At 54.8% G+C, this 21,329-nt stretch carries 18 protein-coding genes, 1 tRNA gene, 1 rRNA gene and 1 riboswitch; of the genes, 11 read left to right on the top strand and 9 right to left on the bottom strand.

Going from position 1 to position 21,329, the window contains the following annotated elements; all coding sequences use genetic code 11:
• Positions 1-164: 164 nt before the first annotated feature.
• Together HV318_RS12480 and HV318_RS12485 are read right to left on the bottom strand one after the other, a co-directional pair.
• Positions 165-240: transfer RNA gene (locus HV318_RS12480), tRNA-Glu, on the bottom strand.
• An 85-nt stretch (positions 241-325) separates the two neighbouring features.
• Positions 326-1,865: ribosomal RNA gene (locus HV318_RS12485) — 16S ribosomal RNA — on the bottom strand.
• Between the two features lie 564 nt (positions 1,866-2,429).
• Between HV318_RS12485 and purH the strand changes: the two genes are divergently transcribed.
• Positions 2,430-4,019 carry a bifunctional phosphoribosylaminoimidazolecarboxamide formyltransferase/IMP cyclohydrolase gene (gene purH / locus HV318_RS12490; protein WP_182273009.1) on the top strand — a complete coding sequence of 530 codons (1,590 nt, stop codon included), beginning with the start codon at positions 2,430-2,432 and terminating at the stop codon, positions 4,017-4,019.
• Positions 4,020-4,034: 15 nt separating this feature from the next.
• A complete protein-coding gene (purD, locus tag HV318_RS12495; protein WP_182273010.1) occupies positions 4,035-5,327 on the top strand; it encodes a phosphoribosylamine--glycine ligase in 1,293 nt (430 codons plus the stop codon).
• 60 nt (positions 5,328-5,387) lie between these two features.
• Here the strand turns inward: purD and HV318_RS12500 are convergent, their stop codons facing one another.
• From HV318_RS12500 to nudC, 6 genes are all read right to left on the bottom strand, one after another.
• Positions 5,388-6,080 (bottom strand): DUF1481 domain-containing protein, encoded by a 693-nt coding sequence (locus HV318_RS12500; RefSeq protein ID WP_182273011.1) that lies wholly within the window; start codon positions 6,078-6,080, stop codon positions 5,388-5,390.
• A gap of 11 nt (positions 6,081-6,091) precedes the next feature.
• Positions 6,092-6,364 carry a nucleoid-associated protein HU-alpha gene (gene hupA / locus HV318_RS12505; protein ID WP_002445246.1) on the bottom strand — a complete coding sequence of 91 codons (273 nt, stop codon included), beginning with the start codon at positions 6,362-6,364 and terminating at the stop codon, positions 6,092-6,094.
• 186 nt (positions 6,365-6,550) lie between these two features.
• On the bottom strand, positions 6,551-7,141 hold the full coding sequence (locus tag HV318_RS12510; protein ID WP_182273012.1) for a YjaG family protein: 591 nt from the start codon (positions 7,139-7,141) through the stop codon (positions 6,551-6,553).
• A gap of 41 nt (positions 7,142-7,182) precedes the next feature.
• Positions 7,183-7,854: a deoxyribonuclease V gene (gene nfi, locus HV318_RS12515; RefSeq protein WP_182273013.1), complete on the bottom strand. Its 672-nt coding sequence runs from the start codon at positions 7,852-7,854 to the stop codon at positions 7,183-7,185.
• A 9-nt stretch (positions 7,855-7,863) separates the two neighbouring features.
• Complete coding sequence (gene hemE / locus HV318_RS12520; protein WP_182273014.1) at positions 7,864-8,928, bottom strand: uroporphyrinogen decarboxylase; 1,065 nt, start codon at positions 8,926-8,928, stop codon at positions 7,864-7,866.
• 40 nt (positions 8,929-8,968) lie between these two features.
• A complete protein-coding gene (nudC, locus tag HV318_RS12525) occupies positions 8,969-9,742 on the bottom strand; it encodes an NAD(+) diphosphatase (protein WP_182273015.1) in 774 nt (257 codons plus the stop codon).
• Between the two features lie 95 nt (positions 9,743-9,837).
• Between nudC and rsd the strand changes: the two genes are divergently transcribed.
• From rsd to HV318_RS12570, 9 genes are all read left to right on the top strand, one after another.
• The gene (gene rsd, locus HV318_RS12530; protein ID WP_182273016.1) at positions 9,838-10,335 is read left to right on the top strand and encodes a sigma D regulator; all 498 of its coding nucleotides are present in this window, start codon (positions 9,838-9,840) and stop codon (positions 10,333-10,335) included.
• A gap of 54 nt (positions 10,336-10,389) precedes the next feature.
• Positions 10,390-10,498: riboswitch (TPP riboswitch) on the top strand.
• A gap of 78 nt (positions 10,499-10,576) precedes the next feature.
• Positions 10,577-12,472 carry a phosphomethylpyrimidine synthase ThiC gene (gene thiC / locus HV318_RS12535; protein WP_182273017.1) on the top strand — a complete coding sequence of 632 codons (1,896 nt, stop codon included), beginning with the start codon at positions 10,577-10,579 and terminating at the stop codon, positions 12,470-12,472.
• Positions 12,472-13,107, top strand: a complete 636-nt coding sequence (thiE, locus tag HV318_RS12540) for a thiamine phosphate synthase (RefSeq protein WP_182273018.1) — start codon at positions 12,472-12,474, stop codon at positions 13,105-13,107. Before thiC ends, thiE begins: the two co-directional genes overlap by 1 nt.
• Positions 13,100-13,855, top strand: a complete 756-nt coding sequence (locus tag HV318_RS12545; protein ID WP_182273019.1) for a HesA/MoeB/ThiF family protein — start codon at positions 13,100-13,102, stop codon at positions 13,853-13,855. Before thiE ends, HV318_RS12545 begins: the two co-directional genes overlap by 8 nt.
• Positions 13,839-14,039 (top strand): sulfur carrier protein ThiS, encoded by a 201-nt coding sequence (gene thiS / locus HV318_RS12550; protein WP_182273020.1) that lies wholly within the window; start codon positions 13,839-13,841, stop codon positions 14,037-14,039. Before HV318_RS12545 ends, thiS begins: the two co-directional genes overlap by 17 nt.
• Before the next feature lies 1 nt (position 14,040).
• Entirely contained in the window at positions 14,041-14,811 is a 771-nt protein-coding gene (gene thiG, locus HV318_RS12555) for a thiazole synthase (RefSeq protein ID WP_182273021.1), read from the top strand.
• Positions 14,808-15,941, top strand: coding sequence for a 2-iminoacetate synthase ThiH (gene thiH / locus HV318_RS12560; protein WP_182273022.1), 1,134 nt, complete (start codon positions 14,808-14,810; stop codon positions 15,939-15,941). The genes thiG and thiH overlap by 4 nt, the downstream gene beginning before the upstream one ends.
• Positions 15,942-16,346: 405 nt before the next feature.
• The gene (locus tag HV318_RS12565) at positions 16,347-16,652 is read left to right on the top strand and encodes a PTS sugar transporter subunit IIB (RefSeq protein ID WP_182273023.1); all 306 of its coding nucleotides are present in this window, start codon (positions 16,347-16,349) and stop codon (positions 16,650-16,652) included.
• A gap of 3 nt (positions 16,653-16,655) precedes the next feature.
• Complete coding sequence (locus tag HV318_RS12570; RefSeq protein ID WP_182273024.1) at positions 16,656-16,973, top strand: PTS lactose/cellobiose transporter subunit IIA; 318 nt, start codon at positions 16,656-16,658, stop codon at positions 16,971-16,973.
• A gap of 84 nt (positions 16,974-17,057) precedes the next feature.
• Here HV318_RS12570 and rpoC read toward each other — a convergent pair whose 3' ends face one another.
• Complete coding sequence (gene rpoC, locus HV318_RS12575) at positions 17,058-21,281, bottom strand: DNA-directed RNA polymerase subunit beta' (protein WP_182273025.1); 4,224 nt, start codon at positions 21,279-21,281, stop codon at positions 17,058-17,060.
• Between the last annotated feature and the right edge of the window lie 48 nt (positions 21,282-21,329).

A 21,329-nucleotide genomic window follows, 5' to 3' on the forward strand; every position in this document is an offset into this window, starting at 1 on the left:
ATCACCGACTTGCGAAAATTTGAGAGACTCGAACACACCATTTAAGATGTGTCGTTTCAATTTTCAGCTTGATCCAGATTTTTAAAGAGCAAATATCTCAAACAAGACTCGTGAGTCTGTTTTGAGATACGGTGGTCGGCGACTTTCACTCACAAACCAGCAAGTGGCGTCCCCTAGGGGATTCGAACCCCTGTTACCGCCGTGAAAGGGCGGTGTCCTGGGCCTCTAGACGAAGGGGACACTGAAGTCTCAATCGCAAGACGCCTTGCTATTTACTTTTCATCAGACAATCTGTGTGAGCACTGCAAAGGCAGGTTCTTTAAGGTAAGGAGGTGATCCAACCGCAGGTTCCCCTACGGTTACCTTGTTACGACTTCACCCCAGTCATGAATCACAAAGTGGTAAGCGCCCTCCCGAAGGTTAAGCTACCTACTTCTTTTGCAACCCACTCCCATGGTGTGACGGGCGGTGTGTACAAGGCCCGGGAACGTATTCACCGTAGCATTCTGATCTACGATTACTAGCGATTCCGACTTCATGGAGTCGAGTTGCAGACTCCAATCCGGACTACGACGCACTTTATGAGGTCCGCTTGCTCTCGCGAGGTCGCTTCTCTTTGTATGCGCCATTGTAGCACGTGTGTAGCCCTACTCGTAAGGGCCATGATGACTTGACGTCATCCCCACCTTCCTCCAGTTTATCACTGGCAGTCTCCTTTGAGTTCCCGGCCGGACCGCTGGCAACAAAGGATAAGGGTTGCGCTCGTTGCGGGACTTAACCCAACATTTCACAACACGAGCTGACGACAGCCATGCAGCACCTGTCTCAGAGTTCCCGAAGGCACCAAAGCATCTCTGCTAAGTTCTCTGGATGTCAAGAGTAGGTAAGGTTCTTCGCGTTGCATCGAATTAAACCACATGCTCCACCGCTTGTGCGGGCCCCCGTCAATTCATTTGAGTTTTAACCTTGCGGCCGTACTCCCCAGGCGGTCGACTTAACGCGTTAGCTCCGGAAGCCACGCCTCAAGGGCACAACCTCCAAGTCGACATCGTTTACGGCGTGGACTACCAGGGTATCTAATCCTGTTTGCTCCCCACGCTTTCGCACCTGAGCGTCAGTCTTTGTCCAGGGGGCCGCCTTCGCCACCGGTATTCCTCCAGATCTCTACGCATTTCACCGCTACACCTGGAATTCTACCCCCCTCTACAAGACTCTAGCCTGCCAGTTTCGAATGCAGTTCCCAGGTTGAGCCCGGGGATTTCACATCCGACTTGACAGACCGCCTGCGTGCGCTTTACGCCCAGTAATTCCGATTAACGCTTGCACCCTCCGTATTACCGCGGCTGCTGGCACGGAGTTAGCCGGTGCTTCTTCTGCGGGTAACGTCAATTGCTGTGGTTATTAACCACAACACCTTCCTCCCCGCTGAAAGTACTTTACAACCCGAAGGCCTTCTTCATACACGCGGCATGGCTGCATCAGGCTTGCGCCCATTGTGCAATATTCCCCACTGCTGCCTCCCGTAGGAGTCTGGACCGTGTCTCAGTTCCAGTGTGGCTGGTCATCCTCTCAGACCAGCTAGGGATCGTCGCCTAGGTGAGCCGTTACCCCACCTACTAGCTAATCCCATCTGGGCACATCTGATGGCAAGAGGCCCGAAGGTCCCCCTCTTTGGTCTTGCGACGTTATGCGGTATTAGCTACCGTTTCCAGTAGTTATCCCCCTCCATCAGGCAGTTTCCCAGACATTACTCACCCGTCCGCCGCTCGTCACCCGGGAGCAAGCTCCCCGTGTTACCGCCCGACTTGCATGTGTTAGGCCTGCCGCCAGCGTTCAATCTGAGCCATGATCAAACTCTTCAATTTAAAAGTTTGATGCTCAATGAATTAAACTTCGTAATGAATTACGTGTTCACTCGTTGAGACTTGGTATTCATTTATCGTCCGAGGACGTTAAGAATCCATGTCACTTTGAGTGCCCACACAGATTGTCTGATAAATTGTTAAAGAGCAGTTGCAACGCGGCTTTCAGCTCACCGTTGCGAGGTGGCGTATATTACGCTTTCCTCTTTCAGAGTCAACCCGTTATTTCAGAATTTTTCTCTTCAACCGACCGGGTTGTTTGTGAAGTGATTCACATCCGCCGTGTCGATGGAGGCGCATTATAGGGAGTTCTCGTGCCGCTGCAACTGCTAAATGACAGAAAAATGACTGACTGCTGCATTCCCCAGCAAAACCCCGCCTTATACCCTTTTACACACAGACTTATCCACAATGATACGAAAAAGTGAAAATGTGCGAGCGTTGCGCAAACGTTTTCGTTAAAATGCCCGCGCTGAACAAGGATGCCCTGTCAGGTGTGTTAGATGAGTTTTCCGATGGAAAATTCATCTAACGCTCTCTGTAATCGTGAAATCCAGGGGATTTACCATGCAACAACGTCGTCCAGTCCGCCGTGCTCTGCTCAGTGTTTCTGATAAAGCCGGTATCGTCGAATTCGCTCAGGCACTTTCTGCACGTGGTGTGGAGCTGCTTTCTACAGGTGGTACCGCTCGCCTGTTAGCAGATAAAGGTCTGCCGGTAACCGAAGTGTCCGATTACACCGGTTTCCCGGAAATGATGGATGGACGCGTCAAGACTCTGCACCCGAAAGTGCATGGCGGTATTCTTGGCCGTCGCGGTCAGGACGACGGTATTATGGAAAAACACAATATCGCGCCAATCGACATGGTCGTCGTTAACCTGTACCCGTTCGCTCAGACCGTTGCCCGCAAAGGCTGCTCTCTGGAAGATGCCGTTGAGAATATCGATATCGGCGGCCCAACGATGGTTCGCTCCGCAGCCAAGAACCATAAAGATGTGGCTATTGTGGTGAAGAGCAGCGACTACAACACCATTATTAACGAGATGGATGCTAACGAAGGGTCCCTGACTCTGGATACCCGTTTCGACCTCGCCATTAAAGCATTTGAGCACACCGCCGCCTACGACAGCATGATCGCTAACTACTTCGGTAGCCTGGTCCCGGCTTACCATGGCGAAAGCAACGAACCCTCTGGCCGCTTCCCACGTACCCTGAACCTGAACTTCATTAAGAAGCAGGATATGCGTTACGGCGAGAACAGCCATCAGCAGGCTGCCTTCTATATAGAAGAAGAGGTAAAAGAAGCCTCTGTTGCCACTGCTCAGCAAGTTCAGGGCAAGGCGCTCTCCTATAACAACATTGCTGATACCGACGCCGCACTCGAGTGCGTGAAAGAGTTCAGCGAGCCAGCCTGCGTTATCGTGAAGCACGCGAACCCTTGCGGCGTAGCGGTAAGCACCTCAATTCTGGATGCCTACGATCGCGCGTACAAAACCGACCCAACCTCTGCGTTCGGCGGCATTATCGCCTTCAACCGCGAGCTGGATGCCGAAACCGCGCAGGCCATTATTTCTCGCCAGTTTGTTGAAGTGATCATCGCGCCATCCGCATCAGAAGAAGCCCTGAAAATCACGGCCGCTAAACAGAACGTGCGCGTGCTGGTTTGTGGTCAGTGGGCGGAGCGTGTTTCAGGTCTGGATTTCAAACGCGTAAACGGCGGTCTGCTGGTTCAGGATCGCGATCTGGGTATGGTGTCTGGAGCCGACCTGCGCGTGGTGACCAAACGTCAGCCGACCGAACAAGAGCTGCGTGATGCGCTGTTCTGCTGGAAAGTGGCGAAGTTCGTCAAATCCAACGCCATTGTCTACGCGAAAGAGAATATGACCATCGGGATAGGCGCAGGCCAGATGAGCCGCGTCTACTCTGCAAAAATCGCGGGTATTAAAGCCGGTGACGAAGGCCTGGAAGTGAAAGGTTCCGCAATGGCCTCTGACGCCTTCTTCCCGTTCCGTGATGGTATCGACGCAGCTGCGGCTGTAGGCATCACCTGTGTGATCCAGCCTGGCGGTTCTATCCGCGATGACGAAGTGATTGCCGCCGCCGACGAACACGGCATTGCGATGATCTTCACCGACATGCGCCACTTCCGCCATTAATCCACGGAGCAGAAAATGAAAGTATTAGTGATTGGTAACGGCGGGCGCGAGCACGCCCTGGCGTGGAAGGCGGCACAGTCACCGCTGGTGAAAACTGTATTTGTGGCACCAGGTAACGCCGGCACTGCGCTGGAACCCGCTCTGCAGAACGTTGCCATCGGCGTGACCGACATCCCGGCGCTGCTGAGCTTTGCCCAGAACGAAAAAGTCGATCTGACCATCGTCGGCCCGGAAGCTCCGCTGGTAATTGGAGTTGTGGATGCGTTCCGCGCTGCAGGCCTGAAAATCTTCGGCCCGACGGAAGGTGCCGCGCAGCTGGAAGGCTCTAAAGCCTTTACCAAGGATTTCCTCGCGCGCCACAACATCCCGACAGCGGAATATCAGAACTTCACCGAAGTGGAGCCTGCCCTCGCTTACTTACGTGAAAAAGGTGCCCCGATTGTCATCAAGGCCGACGGCCTGGCTGCCGGTAAAGGCGTTATCGTCGCGATGACCCTCGAAGAAGCGGAAGCTGCGGTTCAGGATATGCTGGCAGGCAACGCCTTTGGTGATGCAGGCCACCGCATCGTGATTGAAGAGTTCCTCGACGGCGAAGAGGCGAGCTTTATCGTGATGGTCGATGGCGAACACGTTCTGCCGATGGCCACCAGCCAGGATCATAAGCGCGTTGGCAATGCAGACACCGGCCCGAATACCGGTGGTATGGGCGCATACTCTCCTGCTCCGGTGGTCACTGATGAAGTGCATCAGCGCACGATGGATCGCATCATCTGGCCTACTGTAAAAGGCATGGCGGCGGAAGGTAATACCTACACCGGTTTCCTTTATGCAGGTCTGATGATCGACAAGCAGGGCAACCCGAAGGTGATCGAATTCAACTGCCGCTTTGGCGATCCGGAAACACAACCCATTATGCTGCGCATGAAATCCGATCTGGTGGATCTCTGCCTGGCAGCCTGCGAAGGCAAGCTGGACGAGAGAACCTCCGAGTGGGACGAACGTGCTTCTCTGGGCGTGGTGATTGCTGCGGGTGGTTATCCGGGTAACTACAACACCGGCGATGAGATCCACGGTTTACCACTGGAAGAAGCTGAAGGTGCGAAGGTGTTCCATGCGGGCACTACGCTGTCTGACGACGATCGCGTACTGACTAACGGTGGCCGCGTACTGTGTGCTACCGCGCTGGGTCATACCGTTGCAGAAGCACAGAAGCGTGCCTATGCGCTGATGGCAGATATTCACTGGAACGGCAGCTTTAGCCGCCAGGACATTGGCTATCGCGCGATTGCGCGTGAGCAAGGCGAGTAAGGGAGCGGTCAGCTTCCCCCCCACGCTACCCCTCTCCCCGTGCGGGAGAGGGGTATTACGTCAAAAACTTTTTTCTTTCGGCTGCCAGGTGCAGAAGTCTTCATTCGCCACCAGCAACAGCTGCGAACCTTCCGGCGCTTCAAGCCACGCCAAACTCACTTCCATTGATGAATGACTCTGACGACGCTGGATGTGCGCGGTTGCCCAGGATTCGAACTCAGGCTTCATCGTCTGCCCTTCGCAGGTGGTTACTGTACCATCGGCATGCCAGCGCCCCTGCTGCAACACAACGCGTCCCTGACGCAGCGCATCGCTGGTCTGACGGATTTGTTCAGCACGGTAACGGTAGAGGGCGATTTGATCGCTGGAGAGTTGCTGTTTTTGACCGCTGACTTCACGCTGCATAAAACTCAGTTCACCGTGGTCATCAAAACGCACTTTTACGTGCTCAGGGGTCTTGCCGTAGACATTCAGCTCAATCAGTGACAGGTCATCCCCCTGCCAGCGGTACTCTGCGGTCGACGTATTGCCGTTATGCCACGGACTGAAAGCGGAAAGCAGATGAACTTCACCGCCGGAATCTTTGCGCCAGATCCTGACCGCCCCGTGGTTGTCAACGTAACCGCTGGCGGTAAACGGTGGGAGGGAGGAGTCGTGGCTACAGGCTGACAGCAACAGCATGCCTGCCAGCGCGAGCGTTCCACGCCAGAAAGACAAAAGGGGCGTTCCCGCCCCTTCGTTAAAACTGTTCACTGCCACGCGTCTTACTTAACAGCGTCTTTCAGTGCTTTACCAGAAACAAATGCCGGAACGTTAGCAGCGGCGATTTTGATTTCTTTACCGGTCTGCGGGTTGCGGCCAGTACGCTCAGCGCGGTGGTTCACTTTGAAGGTACCGAAACCAACCAGTTGTACAGCATCGCCTTCTTTCAGAGACTCAGTAATAGCAGCCAGGGTAGATTCCAGAGCAGCTTTAGCCTGCACTTTAGACAGATCAGCCTTGTCCGCAATTACATCAATCAGTTGAGTCTTGTTCATAAGTTATCCTTTCAATGTGTTTATCGCTTGCTAAGCATCGAGTGCGACGAAAATGCCAAAAAAGCACTCTCCTGCATACACGCACCGATAGCCACTTTTTTTCGCCCCCCAAATGTAGACCAGACGGGGGGCGAAAGGGAAGAGTCGAGGAGCGACAAAACAGGCGTTAAATCACGTTTTGTTGTCTCATTGGTTAAAAATTATACCAATATTACTTTCGCCGGCCTCACGTAAGTCCGCGCGTAGCCCTTTTATCAGCTCAATATCGCGTTCTTCACACTCTGCCAGCAGGCGGAAAATTTCCCACTGGATGTCCCATTCCTGTTCTACCGCCGGGTTAGCGCGCAGCTCTTCCTCCGTCATCTCGCGGCCTTCCTGAGTCATTTCCAGCATCGCTACGCTAGTAATAGATGCCTTACTGACTTCAATGGCATGTTCCAGGGTTTCACCACTCAGACGGGAGTGGATCAGCTCGCTTAACGCCACGCAGGCATCTATTGCCGGATAAACACCATACAGGTCGAAATCATCAGCCGCAGGGATAGCTTCTTCCAGCTTTTCAAGCTGAGAGTCGAAGTTCACCTTCGCATCTTTCACCGTTAGCGTTTCCCAGATCAGATCCAGAATACGACGATAGATATGGCCATCACCAAAGCCCGTCTGCTTGCAGAACGCGGCATAGTTGGGATACATGCGCTCGCACAGGCAAGCCATAAAGGTGACGTGTTGCCAGCTTTCCAGCTTCTCAAGGCGCAGATGAATCGGGTTTTGTAACATGATGATGTCTCGAATCGAAAATTAGCGGCAGTTTACCTGAATCATGACTGAATTTCCTGCCAACGAACAAATGCCGGACGCGAGGAGGCAACAGCATCAGCCCAGCGCGTCGGCTCCGGTAACCGGTAGCCTTTTGTACAGCGCTGTACCCATGCCAGAGCGCTATCCATACTCACCCGGTGACCGGTGGAAATAAATAACGGATTACAGCGTGCTTTGCTGCGCCAGACCCACGCCAGCTGTTCGCCTTTATCCGTGAGCGCTGCCAGAGCACCAGGTTCGGCGGAAAGCGGCTCAAACGCGCCACACAGGCGTTTCTTCGCCACGCCAATCGTGGGCACACCCGCCAGCAGACCGAAATGGCTGGCAACACCTAAACGGCGCGGGTGGGAGATACCGTGCCCATCGACAAACAGCAGGTCGGGCTTTTGCGAGAGTTGTTCCCACGCGGCAAGCAGCGCAGGATATTCGCGAAAGGAGAGAAAGCCAGGAATGTAGGGCATGGTGGTGGCGATACGCGCCACCTGGTACTCCACCAGCTCAAGCGAGGGATACTTCAGCAGCACCATCGCCGCTCGCGTCACTTCTCCACCCTGCTCAAACCCCACATCGGCACCGCCAATATACTGCGGGGGATCCTTATCCAGACGATCCTCGCGGCAAACTGATGAAGCCAGTTCTACCTGTTGAGCGCGTAATGACGCGAGATCCATAACCACTCCTTACTGGTGGTATTGCGCAGAAAGCCGGTGTACCGCCTCCACAAACGCGCCAGCATGCTCTGGCGGCACATCCTGATGAATGCCGTGACCAAGGTTGAACACGTGACCTTCACCCTGACCAAAGCCCGCCAGAATAGTGGCCACCTCTTCTTCAATACGGGCGGGCGGTGCATAAAGCATGGACGGATCCATATTGCCCTGCAGCGCCACTTTGTCACCTACACGACGACGCGCATCGGCAATATCGGTGCTCCAGTCGAGTCCCAGTGCATCGCAGCCGGTTGCGGCCATTGCTTCCAGCCACTGGCCGCCACCTTTGGTGAACAGTGTGACAGGTACGCGTCGGCCTTCGTTTTCACGCAACAGGCCATCGACAATTTTATGCATGTAGTAGAGCGAGAACTGCTGATAATCACGCCCGGTCAGCACGCCGCCCCAGGTGTCAAAAATCATCACCGATTGCGCACCCGCTTTAATCTGCGCGTTGAGATAAAGGGTGACGCTTTTCGCCAGCTTATCGAGCAGCGCATGCAGAGCCGAAGGCTCGGCATACATCATCTTTTTAATCACGGTAAAGGCTTTACTGCTACCGCCTTCAACCATATAGGTTGCCAGCGTCCACGGGCTGCCGGAGAAGCCAATCAGCGGCACTTCACCCTTCAGCTCGCGGCGAATAGTGCGTACCGCGTTCATCACATAGCCCAGTTCCTGCTCGGGATCCGGAACGGGCAGCTTATCAACATCGGCTTTGCTCTTAATCGGGGAGGTGAAACGTGGGCCTTCACCCGTTTCGAAGTACAGGCCCAGACCCATTGCATCCGGAATGGTCAGAATGTCCGAAAAGAGAATGGCAGCATCCAGAGGGAAGCGGCGCAGCGGCTGAAGCGTCACCTCACAGGCCAGCTCGGCATTTTTGCACAGCGACATAAAATCGCCGGCCTGCGCACGCGTGGCTTTGTACTCTGGCAGATAGCGTCCCGCCTGGCGCATCATCCACACCGGGGTGACATCAACGGGCTGGCGCAGCAGCGCACGCAGATAACGATCGTTCTTCAGTTCGGTCATTTTTGCAGTTCCTTAAGCGTCATGGCCTCAGTGTATCATGTCACTCATCATCAGCCCGACACATTGCTACGGTATCTTCTATTAGCCGACGTGCCACGGTACCCGGTGGCGGTAGCAGCGGTAAATCATCGTAACGATACCAGTTCGCTTCCAGCAGTTCTTTTTGGTCGATAACAATCTCACCGCTGTCGTATTCCGCCATAAACGCCGTCATCAGCGACTGCGGGAACGGCCACGGTTGTGACGTCACGTAACGCAGATTTTTGACCTTAATACCACTCTCCTCCATCACTTCACGCGCCACTGCCTGTTCCAGCGTTTCACCCACTTCGACGAACCCGGCCAGTACGGTATGCACGCCGTTGCGATGTCGGGTATGTTGCGCCAGCAGGATGGTGTCATCACGACGAATTGCGACGATAATGCACGGTGCAATCTGCGGGTAGTAGCGTTCACGGCAGTGACTGCAGAGCATCGCCCACTCGGTTTTGCTCGGATGCATGGTATGGCCGCAGTAGCCACAGTATTTGTGTGAGCGATAAAACTCCGCCAGTTGCACACCCCGCCCCGCCAGCTGGAATAACCCGACCTCAAGATCGAGCACCTGACGAACGGATCCCATCTCCTGACGACGAGACCGCTGGATCAACCACACAGAATCGCCCTGCCACTCGCCGATCATTAGTGCGGAGTAGCCCACAAGATCGAACTTTTCCGCCGCGCCGTAGGGTATTTCCCCGGCAGGCAGCCATAATTTTTGTTCGTGGCAGACTAACCACCAACCGAGATCTGATTTTTCAATAATACGATCCATATCTATTGCACTACCTTTGCTTCACTGACATGTTGTTAGCATTGTGGTTACATTTTGGGTAAGCAGATTCAATTTTAAACCTTGTGGGGTCGAACATGTTAAACCAGCTAGAAAGTCTGACTGAGCGCGTTAGAGGAAATAACAAACTGGTGGATCGCTGGCTACATGTGCGCAAGCATCTACTCGTGGTTTATTACAATCTGGTCGGTATTAAGCCTGGCAAAGAATCCTGGATGCGGCTGAATGAAAAAGCGCTGGACGATTTTTGTCAGAGCCTGGTCGACTACCTGTCCGACGGCCATTTCAATATTTATGAACGTATTATCCGTGAAATGGAAGGTACCAGCCCATTTTTAGCGGCAAGCAAACTCTATCCGCTGCTGGAAGCCAATACCCAGCAGATTATGGATTACTATGATTCCACGCTCGGGAATGCTATCAATCACGATAACTATCTTGAGTTCCAGAAGGTGCTGTCCGATCTCGGAGAGGCGCTGGAAGAGCGCTTCACGCTGGAAGACAAACTTATCGCCCTTGTGCTTGATAACGATCTGAAGGCCAGCAACGAAGAGAACATCGCGCGACCTGCTTGAGTTCTTCGTCGTTAACGAGTAATTTACATTCATTCACCCCTCTTCGGAGGGGGATTTTTCTTGTCGGAGTGCCCAGAGCGAAAGCCGGGCTGAGACCGTTAATTCGGGATCCGCGGAACCTGATCAGGCTAATACCTGCGAAGGGAACAAGAGTCAAACTGCTGTTGTATCGCCTCAGGGCGATCTCCTCTTGCTTCATCCGTCGTCTGACAAGCCATGTCCTTCACTTTTGGAATGAGCTATGTCTGCAACTAAACTGACCCGCCGCGAGCAGCGCGCACAAGCACAACACTTTATCGACACCCTGGAAGGCAGTGCTTTCCCGAACTCGAACCGTATTTACATCACCGGCTCGCAGGCGGATATCCGTGTCCCAATGCGCGAAATTCAGCTCAGTCCTACCCTCATCGGTGGGAGCAAAGAAAACCCGCAGTTTGAGGACAACGAAGCCGTACCGGTGTACGACACCTCCGGTCCGTACGGCGACCCTGATGTTGCTATTAACGTTCAGCAGGGTCTGGCGAAGCTACGCCAGCCGTGGATTGACGCCCGTCACGACAGTGAAGAACTGACCATCCGTAGCTCTCACTACACCCAAGAACGCCTGGCTGACGATGGTCTGGACGAGCTACGTTTTACCGGCCTGTTGACGCCAAAACGCGCCAAAGCGGGCAAATGCGTGACCCAGCTGCACTACGCGCGCCAGGGTATCGTCACCCCGGAGATGGAGTTCATCGCCATTCGTGAAAACATGGGTCGCGAGCGCATCCGCAGCGAAGTGTTGCGCCACCAGCATCCTGGCGAAGGCTTTGGTGCTCGCCTGCCAGAAAACATCACGCCAGAATTTGTGCGTGACGAAGTGGCCGCTGGCCGTGCGATTATTCCCGCCAACATTAACCACCCGGAATCGGAACCGATGATCATCGGTCGTAACTTCCTGGTGAAGGTCAACGCCAACATCGGTAACTCTGCGGTCACCTCCTCCATTGAAGAAGAGGTGGAAAAACTGGTCTGGTCAACACGCTGGGGCGCGGACACCGTTATGGATCTCTCCACCGGGCGTTATATCCACGAAACGCGTGAGTGGATCCTGCGTAACAGCCCGGTACCCATTGGTACGGTTCCAGTCTATCAGGCGCTGGAGAAGGTCAATGGCATCGCGGAAAACCTCACCTGGGAAGCCTTCCGCGATACCCTGCTGGAACAGGCGGAACAGGGTGTGGACTACTTCACCATTCACGCAGGCGTACTGCTGCGCTACGTGCCAATGACCGCCAAACGCCTGACGGGTATTGTTTCTCGCGGCGGCTCAATCATGGCGAAGTGGTGCCTGTCGCACCATCAGGAAAATTTCCTCTACGAACACTTCCGCGAAATCTGCGAAATCTGTGCCGCCTATGACGTTTCACTCTCTCTGGGCGATGGTCTGCGTCCGGGCTCCATTCGTGATGCGAACGATGAAGCACAGTTTGCCGAACTGCACACGCTGGGCGAGCTGACCAAAATCGCCTGGGAGTATGACGTACAGGTGATGATTGAAGGCCCGGGGCATGTGCCGATGCAGATGATCCGCCGCAACATGACCGAAGAGCTGGAGCACTGCCACGAAGCACCGTTCTACACCCTCGGGCCACTGACGACCGATATCGCGCCGGGCTACGACCACTTTACCTCCGGGATTGGTGCCGCAATGATCGGCTGGTTCGGCTGCGCCATGCTCTGCTACGTGACGCCAAAAGAGCACCTGGGTCTGCCCAACAAAGAGGACGTGAAACAGGGGCTGATCACCTACAAAATCGCTGCCCACGCCGCTGACCTGGCTAAAGGTCACCCGGGTGCGCAAATCCGCGACAATGCCATGTCGAAGGCGCGTTTTGAATTCCGCTGGGAAGACCAGTTCAACCTGGCGCTCGACCCGTTCACTGCCCGCGCCTATCACGACGAAACCCTGCCGCAGGAGTCCGGTAAAGTGGCGCACTTCTGCTCCATGTGCGGGCCAAAATTCTGCTCGATGAAGATCAGCCAGGAAGTCCGTGATTATGCTGCTACGCAGGCGATTGAAGTCGGCATGGCGGACATGTCGGAAAACTTCCGCGCCAAAGGCGGTGAAATCTACCTCAAAAAAGAGGAAGCATAATGTACCAGCCCGATTTCCCGCCCGTCCCCTTCCGCTTAGGACTTTACCCGGTGGTGGATAGCGTGGAGTGGATCGCACGCCTGCTGGAGGCAGGTGTTCGCACGATTCAGCTGCGTATCAAAGATAAGCGCGATGAAGAGGTGGAGACTGATGTAGCCGCAGCCATCGTGCTGGGGCGTCAATATGACGCCCGCCTGTTTATCAACGATTACTGGCGTCTGGCAATTAAGCACCAGGCTTATGGCGTGCATCTGGGTCAGGAAGATCTGGAGACGACTGACCTCAACGCGATCCGCGAAGCGGGTCTGCGTCTGGGCGTATCAACGCATGACGATATGGAGATCGACATCGCGCTGGCGGCTCGTCCTTCCTACATTGCGCTTGGGCACGTCTTCCCGACACAAACCAAGCAGATGCCTTCCGCGCCACAAGGATTGGCACAGCTGGCAGCACACGTAAAACGCCTTGCGGATCACCCGACTGTCGCTATCGGCGGGATTAGCCTTGAGCGCGCCCCTGCCGTGCTGGACACGGGCGTCGGCAGTATTGCCGTCGTCAGCGCCATCACTCAGGCAACAGACTGGCAGGCCGCCACCGCCCAGCTTTTACAGCTGGCAGGAGCAGGCGATGAATGACCACGACTTTATGCGCTACAGCCGCCAGATCCTGCTGGAGGATATCGCCATTGACGGGCAGCAAAAGCTGCTCGCCAGCCGGGTGCTGATTGTCGGCCTCGGTGGATTAGGCGCACCTGCCGCACTTTATCTGGCAGGTGCAGGCGTCGGCACACTGGTGCTGGCCGATGACGATGATGTGCATATCAGTAATCTGCAGCGGCAAATCCTCTTTACCACCGAGGACATCAACCAACCCAAAGCGCGTATCACCCTGCAGCGGCTGAACCAGTTGAACCCGGATATCACACTGATTGCGTTACAGGAGCGGCTTAGCGGTGAAAACCTGCGGCGTGAAGTCGCCCTTGCCGACGTGGTGCTGGACTGTACTGACAATATGGCAACGCGTCAGGCCATCAATGCGGCCTGCGTGGCGCAGAACACGCCGCTTGTTACTGCCAGCGCGGTTGGATTCGGCGGGCAGATGATGGTGCTGACACCACCGTGGACACAGGGGTGCTATCGCTGTCTGTGGCCGGATGATGCCGAACCCGAGCGCAACTGCCGCACGGCCGGTATTCTTGGCCCCGTGGTGGGCATGATGGGCACCTTGCAGGCGCTGGAAACCATCAAGCTGCTCAGCGGCATGGAGACGGAACGCAATACGCTGCGGCTGTTTGACGCCCGCTCCAGCGGCTGGCGGCACCTGGCACTCCATCGCGCCAGCCACTGTCCGGTATGTGGGGGCCACGATGCGCATTCTGTTTAACGATGAGCCAATGAAGTGCGATGAGGGTCTGACCGTCTCCGTGCTGCTCGACAAGCTGTGTCAGCTTAAACCGGGAACGGCGCTGGCGCTCAATCAACAGATCCTGCCGCGCGAGCAGTGGGAACATCAGCAGGTGAGCGAAGGCGATCAAATCCTGCTGTTTCAGGTTATCGCAGGGGGATGAAATGTTACGTATTGCCGATAAAACCTTTGATTCACATCTGTTTACCGGAACCGGAAAATTCGCCTCTCCGCAGCTGATGGTTGATGCCATCCGTGAAAGCGGCAGCCAGCTGGTCACGCTGGCGCTGAAGCGTGTGGATCTGCGCCATCGCAGTGACGCCATTCTGGCACCGTTACTGGAGGCGGGCGTTACGCTCTTGCCAAACACCTCCGGCGCGAAAACGGCTGAGGAGGCAATATTTGCCGCCCAGCTGGCACGTGAAGCACTCGGCACACACTGGCTGAAGCTGGAAATTCACCCGGATGCCCGCTGGTTGTTGCCCGACCCTATCGAAACCCTGAAAGCGGCTGAAAAACTGGTTCAACTTGGGTTTACCGTCCTGCCCTACTGCGGAGCCGATCCGGTGCTGTGCAAGCGTCTGGAAGACGTCGGCTGTGCTGCCGTCATGCCGCTGGGCGCACCTATCGGTTCCAACCAGGGGCTGGAAACCCGCGCAATGCTGGAGATCATCATTGAACAAGCCACCGTGCCCGTCGTCGTTGATGCAGGCATTGGTGTGCCAAGCCATGCAACGCAGGCGCTGGAAATGGGTGCCGATGCCGTACTGGTGAATACGGCGATTGCCGTGGCTGACGATCCGGTCATGATGGCACGCGCATTCCGCATGGCGGTGGAGGCCGGTCTTCTGGCAAGACAGTCTGGCCCCGGCTCGCGCAGTTTTCAGGCGCAAGCCACCAGCCCGCTGACCGGTTTTCTGGAGGCGCTCTCATGACCACCTTTACCGAGCGCTGGCGGCAGCTTGACTGGGACGACATTGCCCTGCGCATCAACAGCAAAACGCATGCTGATGTAGAGCGCGCGTTAAATGCCCGCCATCTGACCCGTGAGGACATGATGGCACTGCTTTCTCCGGCAGCCAGCGCATACCTTGAACCGATGGCACAGCGTGCCCAGCGGCTCACCCGGCAGCGTTTTGGCAATACGGTAAGCTTTTACGTGCCGCTCTATCTCTCTAACCTGTGCGCCAATGACTGTACCTACTGTGGTTTTTCCATGAGCAACCACATCAAGCGTAAAACGCTCGATGAGAGCGAAATTGCGCGCGAATGTGCGGCCATCCGCGAAATGGGTTTTGAGCATCTGTTGCTGGTCACCGGTGAACATCAGGGCAAAGTTGGGATGGACTATTTCCGTCAGCATCTTCCGGCCATTCGCCGGGAGTTCGCATCGTTACAAATGGAAGTGCAGCCTCTGTCACAGGATGAATACGCGGAGCTCAAAACCCTCGGGCTGGACGGTGTGATGGTTTATCAGGAAACCTACCATGAGGCGACATACGCCCGGCATCACCTGAAGGGGAAGAAACAGGATTTCTTCTTCCGGCTGGAGACGCCGGACAGGCTGGGACGCGCCGGGATCGACAAAATCGGTCTTGGCGCGCTGACCGGGCTGTCTGACAGCTGGCGGGTGGACTGTTATATGGTGGCAGAGCATCTGCTGTGGCTACAGCAACACTACTGGCAAAGCCGTTACTCCGTCTCTTTCCCCCGCTTACGCCCATGTACGGGAGGGATTGAACCGGCCTCGCTGATGGATGAACGCCAGTTGGTGCAAACCATCTGCGCGTTTCGCCTGCTCGCCCCGGAGGTCGAATTATCCCTCTCAACGCGCGAATCACCGGCGTTTCGTGACCGCGTGATCCCGCTGGCGATTAACAACGTCAGCGCGTTTTCCAAAACGCAGCCTGGGGGCTATGCCGACGATCATCCAGAGCTGGAACAGTTTACCCCACATGACGGACGACGCCCGGAAGCGGTAGCAGAAGCCCTGGCCGCGCAAGGGTTACAGCCTGTCTGGAAAGACTGGGACAGTTGGCTGGGAAGAGCCTCGCAATTGCGTTGAAACACCATGCAAGCGCGCTGAAAGATTACGAGTCAGCTCGTGATGTCAGAACCGGGGGATTGTCATATATCACCCGGTTTTTTTATTCTTATTCCGTCAGCAACGGATGCTGGCCAGGGCGAAAAACCTCTTCCTCGTTTCGCCCTGCCTCTGACATCACGCAATGCTTACCGATACCGCGAAACAGCCGCGAAAAACGACATTATCCGAACGTCCAGCAGTTCATCCTCCACCTTTCAGCGTACCCATTTTACCGGCCATATGACTCTTCGCTGTAAAATTGTAACCGGTTTCAGAAAATCACCCATTTCTTTGTGATGCCTGACACACAATCGCGGTAAAGCGGTTGTTGAAGCGGTCTGCACGAGATAATTATCAATAAACACATGTAGATCGAGGCTGATTATGAAGAACATCGTTTTATGCTGTGCAGCGGGAATGTCAACCAGCATGCTGGTGCAACGTATGAAAGATGCCGCGCAGAAAAAAGGGGTTGAAGTCACCATTAAAGCCGTTCCGGTCGCGGAGTTTAAAGACAACATCGCGGCGGCCGACATCGTATTACTGGGGCCACAGGTTAAATACGAGCAGGCAAAACTTCAGGCTCAAGCCGACCCGTTGGGTAAAAAGGTCGCAGTCATCGACATGATGGATTACGGCATGATGAAAGGTGATGTCGTACTGGAAAAAGCGCTCAAACTACTGGAGTGACCCGTGGAAGATTTAGAAACAACAATCATGGAACTGCTGGTCAACGCAGGTGCAGCGCGCAGTGCTGCCCTGACGGCATTGCAGATGGCACGCAAAGGTGACTTTGAGGAAGCCGAAAAGGCGATGGAAGAGTCGCGCGAATATGTGAAGCATGCGCACACGATCCAGACGCAGCTCATTGGGCTTGATGAAGGTACCGGGAAGCTGCCGGTTAACCTGATCACCGTCCACTCTCAGGATCACCTGATGAACGCGATGGTCATCCAGGATCTGGCAGGCGATATGATTGAGCTTTATCGTCGACTGCCGCTGATTAACTGATAAAAGCCCGGTAGTGCTACGCTGACCGACAAAACGCCATAAAAAAACCCGCCGAAGCGGGTTTTTTATTAGCTGAATCAACGATTACTCGTTGTCGGAACCGCCCAGACCTGCGTTCAGCAGTTCTGCCAGGCTCGCGGATGCATCTTCTGCAGTCACCTGCGGTGCTGCTGGCAGTTCGCCCGCTGCACGACGACGCATACGATCCTGATGGTACGCATAACCGGTACCAGCCGGGATCAGACGACCCACGATAACGTTCTCTTTCAGACCACGCAGTTCATCACGTTTACCCGCAACAGCCGCTTCGGTCAGGACACGAGTCGTTTCCTGGAACGATGCTGCAGAGATGAAGGACTCGGTTGCCAGAGACGCTTTGGTGATACCCAGCAGATCGCGTGCGAAGGTCGCACCGATTTTGCCGTTCGCTTCCAGATCGCGGTTAGCGATCTTAACGCGTGAGTATTCAACCTGTTCGCCTTCCAGGAACTCAGAGCTGCCTGCGTTTTCGATGGTTGCTTTACGCAGCATCTGACGAACGATAACTTCGATGTGTTTATCGTTAATCTTAACGCCTTGCAGACGGTAAACGTCCTGTACTTCGTTGGTGATGTAACGCGTTACCGCGTGTACGCCACGAAGACGCAGAATGTCGTGCGGCGCTTCTGGACCGTCGGAAACCACGTCACCACGTTCTACACGTTCACCTTCGAACACGTTGAGCTGACGCCACTTAGGAATCATCTCTTCGTACGGCTCGCTACCATCAACCGGGGTGATCACCAGACGGCGTTTACCTTTGGTCTCTTTACCGAAGGAAATGATACCGCTGATTTCAGCCAGGATTGCCGGCTCTTTCGGACGACGTGCTTCGAACAGATCCGCAACGCGTGGCAGACCACCGGTGATGTCCTTGGTACCGCTGGATTCCTGAGGAATACGCGCCAGAGCATCACCCGCACCAATCTGAATGCCATCTTCCAGCTGAACGATCGCTTTACCCGGCAGGAAGTACTGCGCAGGCATATCGGTACCAGGGATCAGAACGTCGTTACCCTGAGCATCAACGATTTTCAGTGCAGGACGCAGATCTTTACCACCGGTAGTACGTTCAGCAGAATCCAGAACCACCAGAGAAGACAGACCGGTCAGCTCGTCGGTCTGACGAGTAATGGTCTGGCCGTCGATCATGTCAGTGAAGCGGATGAAACCACTTACTTCGGTGATAACCGGCATGGTGTGTGGATCCCAGTTTGCAACGGTTTCACCGCCAGCAACCTGCTCGCCATCACCTTTCGCCATAACAGCACCGTAAGGCACTTTATAGCTCTCTTTGGTACGACCGAATTCGTCGATCAGTTTCAGCTCGGTGTTACGAGAGGTCACAACCAGCTTGCCAGCGGAGTTAACAACAGACTTCGCGTTGCTGAGCTTGATGCTACCTTTGTTTTTCACCTGGATGCTGGATTCAGCAGCCGCACGAGATGCCGCACCACCGATGTGGAACGTACGCATCGTCAGCTGTGTACCCGGTTCACCGATGGACTGTGCCGCGATAACACCGATTGCTTCACCTTTGTTGATGATGTGGCCACGCGCCAGGTCACGACCATAGCAGTGCGCACATACACCAAAGTCGGTGTCACAAGATACAACAGAACGGACTTTCACTGAGTCAACAGAGTTCGCTTCCAGCAGGTCACACCACTGTTCGTGCAGCAGCGTGTTACGTGGAACCAGAATGTCTGCAGTACCCGGCTTCAGAATGTCTTCCGCAGCGACACGACCCAGTACGCGATCGCGCAGTGGCTCTTTAACATCACCACCCTCGATAACCGGGGTCATGGTGATACCTTCGAGGGTGCCACAATCGTCTTCGGTCACAACCAGATCCTGCGCAACGTCAACCAGACGACGCGTCAGATAACCGGAGTTCGCCGTTTTCAGTGCGGTATCCGCCAGACCTTTACGCGCACCGTGCGTGGAGATGAAGTACTGGAGTACGTTCAGACCTTCACGGAAGTTCGCGGTGATTGGCGTTTCGATAATGGAGCCATCTGGCTTCGCCATCAGACCACGCATACCTGCCAGCTGACGAATCTGTGCTGCAGAACCACGCGCACCGGAGTCGGCCATCATGTAGATGCTGTTGAAGGAAACCTGCTGCTCTTCTACGCCGTCACGGTTAATCACGGTTTCGGTTTGCAGGTTATCCATCATCGCTTTGGATACACGATCGTTCGCCGCAGCCCAGATATCGATAACTTTGTTATAGCGTTCGCCTGCGGTTACCAGACCAGACTGGAACTGCTCCTGGATCTCAGCAACTTCAGCTTCCGCTTCAGAGATGATCTCGTGTTTCTTCTCTGGGATAACCATGTCGTCGATACCTACGGACGCACCTGAGCGCGCAGCGTAAGCAAAGCCGGTGTACATGGTCTGGTCAGCGAAGATAACGGTCGGCTTCAGGCCCAGAATGCGGTAACAGGTGTTCAGCATTTTGGAGATTGCTTTCTTGCCCAGCGCCTGGTTGACGATGGAGAAAGGCAGACCTTTCGGTACGATCATCCACAGAATGGCACGGCCAACGGTCGTGTCTTTCAGGCTGGTCTTCGCAACGAATTCGCCGTTTTCATCTTTTTCGTATTCGGTGATACGCACTTTAACGCGCGCATGCAGAGAGGCCAGGCCAGCGCGATAAATACGCTCAGCTTCTTTAGGGCCAGTCAGCACCATGCCTTCGCCTTTGGCGTTAACACAGTCACGGGTCATGTAGTACAGACCCAATACAACGTCCTGAGAAGGAACGATGATTGGTTCACCGTTCGCTGGGGACAGGATGTTGTTGGTAGACATCATCAGCGCACGCGCTTCCAGCTGGGCTTCCAGCGTCAGCGGTACGTGAACAGCCATCTGGTCACCATCGAAGTCGGCGTTATATGCCGCACAAACCAGCGGGTGCAGCTGGATAGCTTTACCTTCGATCAGTACCGGTTCAAATGCCTGGATACCCAGACGGTGCAGTGTTGGTGCACGGTTCAGCAGTACCGGGTGTTCGCGGATAACTTCGTCCAGGATATCCCAAACGACAGCTTCTTCACGCTCAACCATTTTCTTAGCGGCTTTGATGGTGGTGGCGAGGCCACGCAGCTCCAGTTTGCCGTAGATGAATGGTTTGAACAGCTCCAGTGCCATTTTCTTCGGCAGACCGCACTGATGCAGACGCAGGTATGGACCTACGGTGATTACAGAACGACCGGAGTAGTCAACACGCTTACCGAGCAGGTTCTGACGGAAACGACCCTGTTTACCTTTGATCATGTCGGCCAAAGATTTCAGAGGACGTTTGTTAGAACCGGTGATCGCACGACCGCGACGACCGTTATCCAGCAGGGCGTCAACCGCTTCCTGCAGCATACGTTTTTCGTTGCGTACGATGATGTCCGGCGCAGCCAGATCCAGCAGACGTTTCAGACGGTTGTTACGGTTAATGACGCGACGATACAGATCGTTCAGGTCAGACGTTGCGAAACGACCACCATCCAGCGGAACCAGCGGACGCAGATCTGGCGGCAGAACCGGCAGAACGGTCAGGATCATCCACTCTGGTTTGTTACCAGACTGAACGAACGCTTCCAGCAGTTTGATACGCTTGGTCAGCTTTTTACGCTTGGTTTCGGAGTTGGTTTCGTTCAGCTCTTCACGCAGCTGCTCGCACTCTTGCTCCAGATCCATGCTCTTCAGCAGGGCCTGAATAGCTTCCGCACCCATCTTCGCGTCGAATTCGTCACCGAACTCTTCCAGCGCGTCCAGATACTGCTCTTCAGTCAGGATCTGGTGACGTTCCAGGTTCGTCATCCCGCCTTCGATAACCACATAAGATTCGAAGTACAGAACACGTTCGATATCACGCAGTGGCATATCCAGCAGCAGACCGATACGGGACGGCAGGGATTTCAGGAACCAGATGTGGGCAGTTGGAGACGCCAGCTCGATGTGGCCCATGCGCTCACGGCGCACTTTGGTCTGGGTCACTTCAACGCCGCACTTCTCACAGATCACACCACGGTGTTTCAGGCGCTTGTACTTACCGCACAGGCACTCGTAATCTTTTACTGGCCCGAAGATACGTGCACAGAAAAGGCCGTCACGCTCAGGTTTGAACGTACGGTAGTTAATGGTTTCCGGCTTTTTAACTTCACCGAAAGACCATGAACGGATCATGTCTGGCGAAGCCAGAGCAATTTTGATCGCATCAAACTCTTCGGTTTTAGTCTGCGCTTTCAGAAACTTTAATAAATCTTTCACGGATTTGCTCCCGTCGGAGTTAGCACAATCCGGTGTCGGGGGTTAACC

It is taken from the genome of Enterobacter sp. RHBSTW-00901, from assembly GCF_014103115.1.
Lineage (GTDB): Bacteria > Pseudomonadota > Gammaproteobacteria > Enterobacterales > Enterobacteriaceae > Enterobacter > Enterobacter cloacae_P.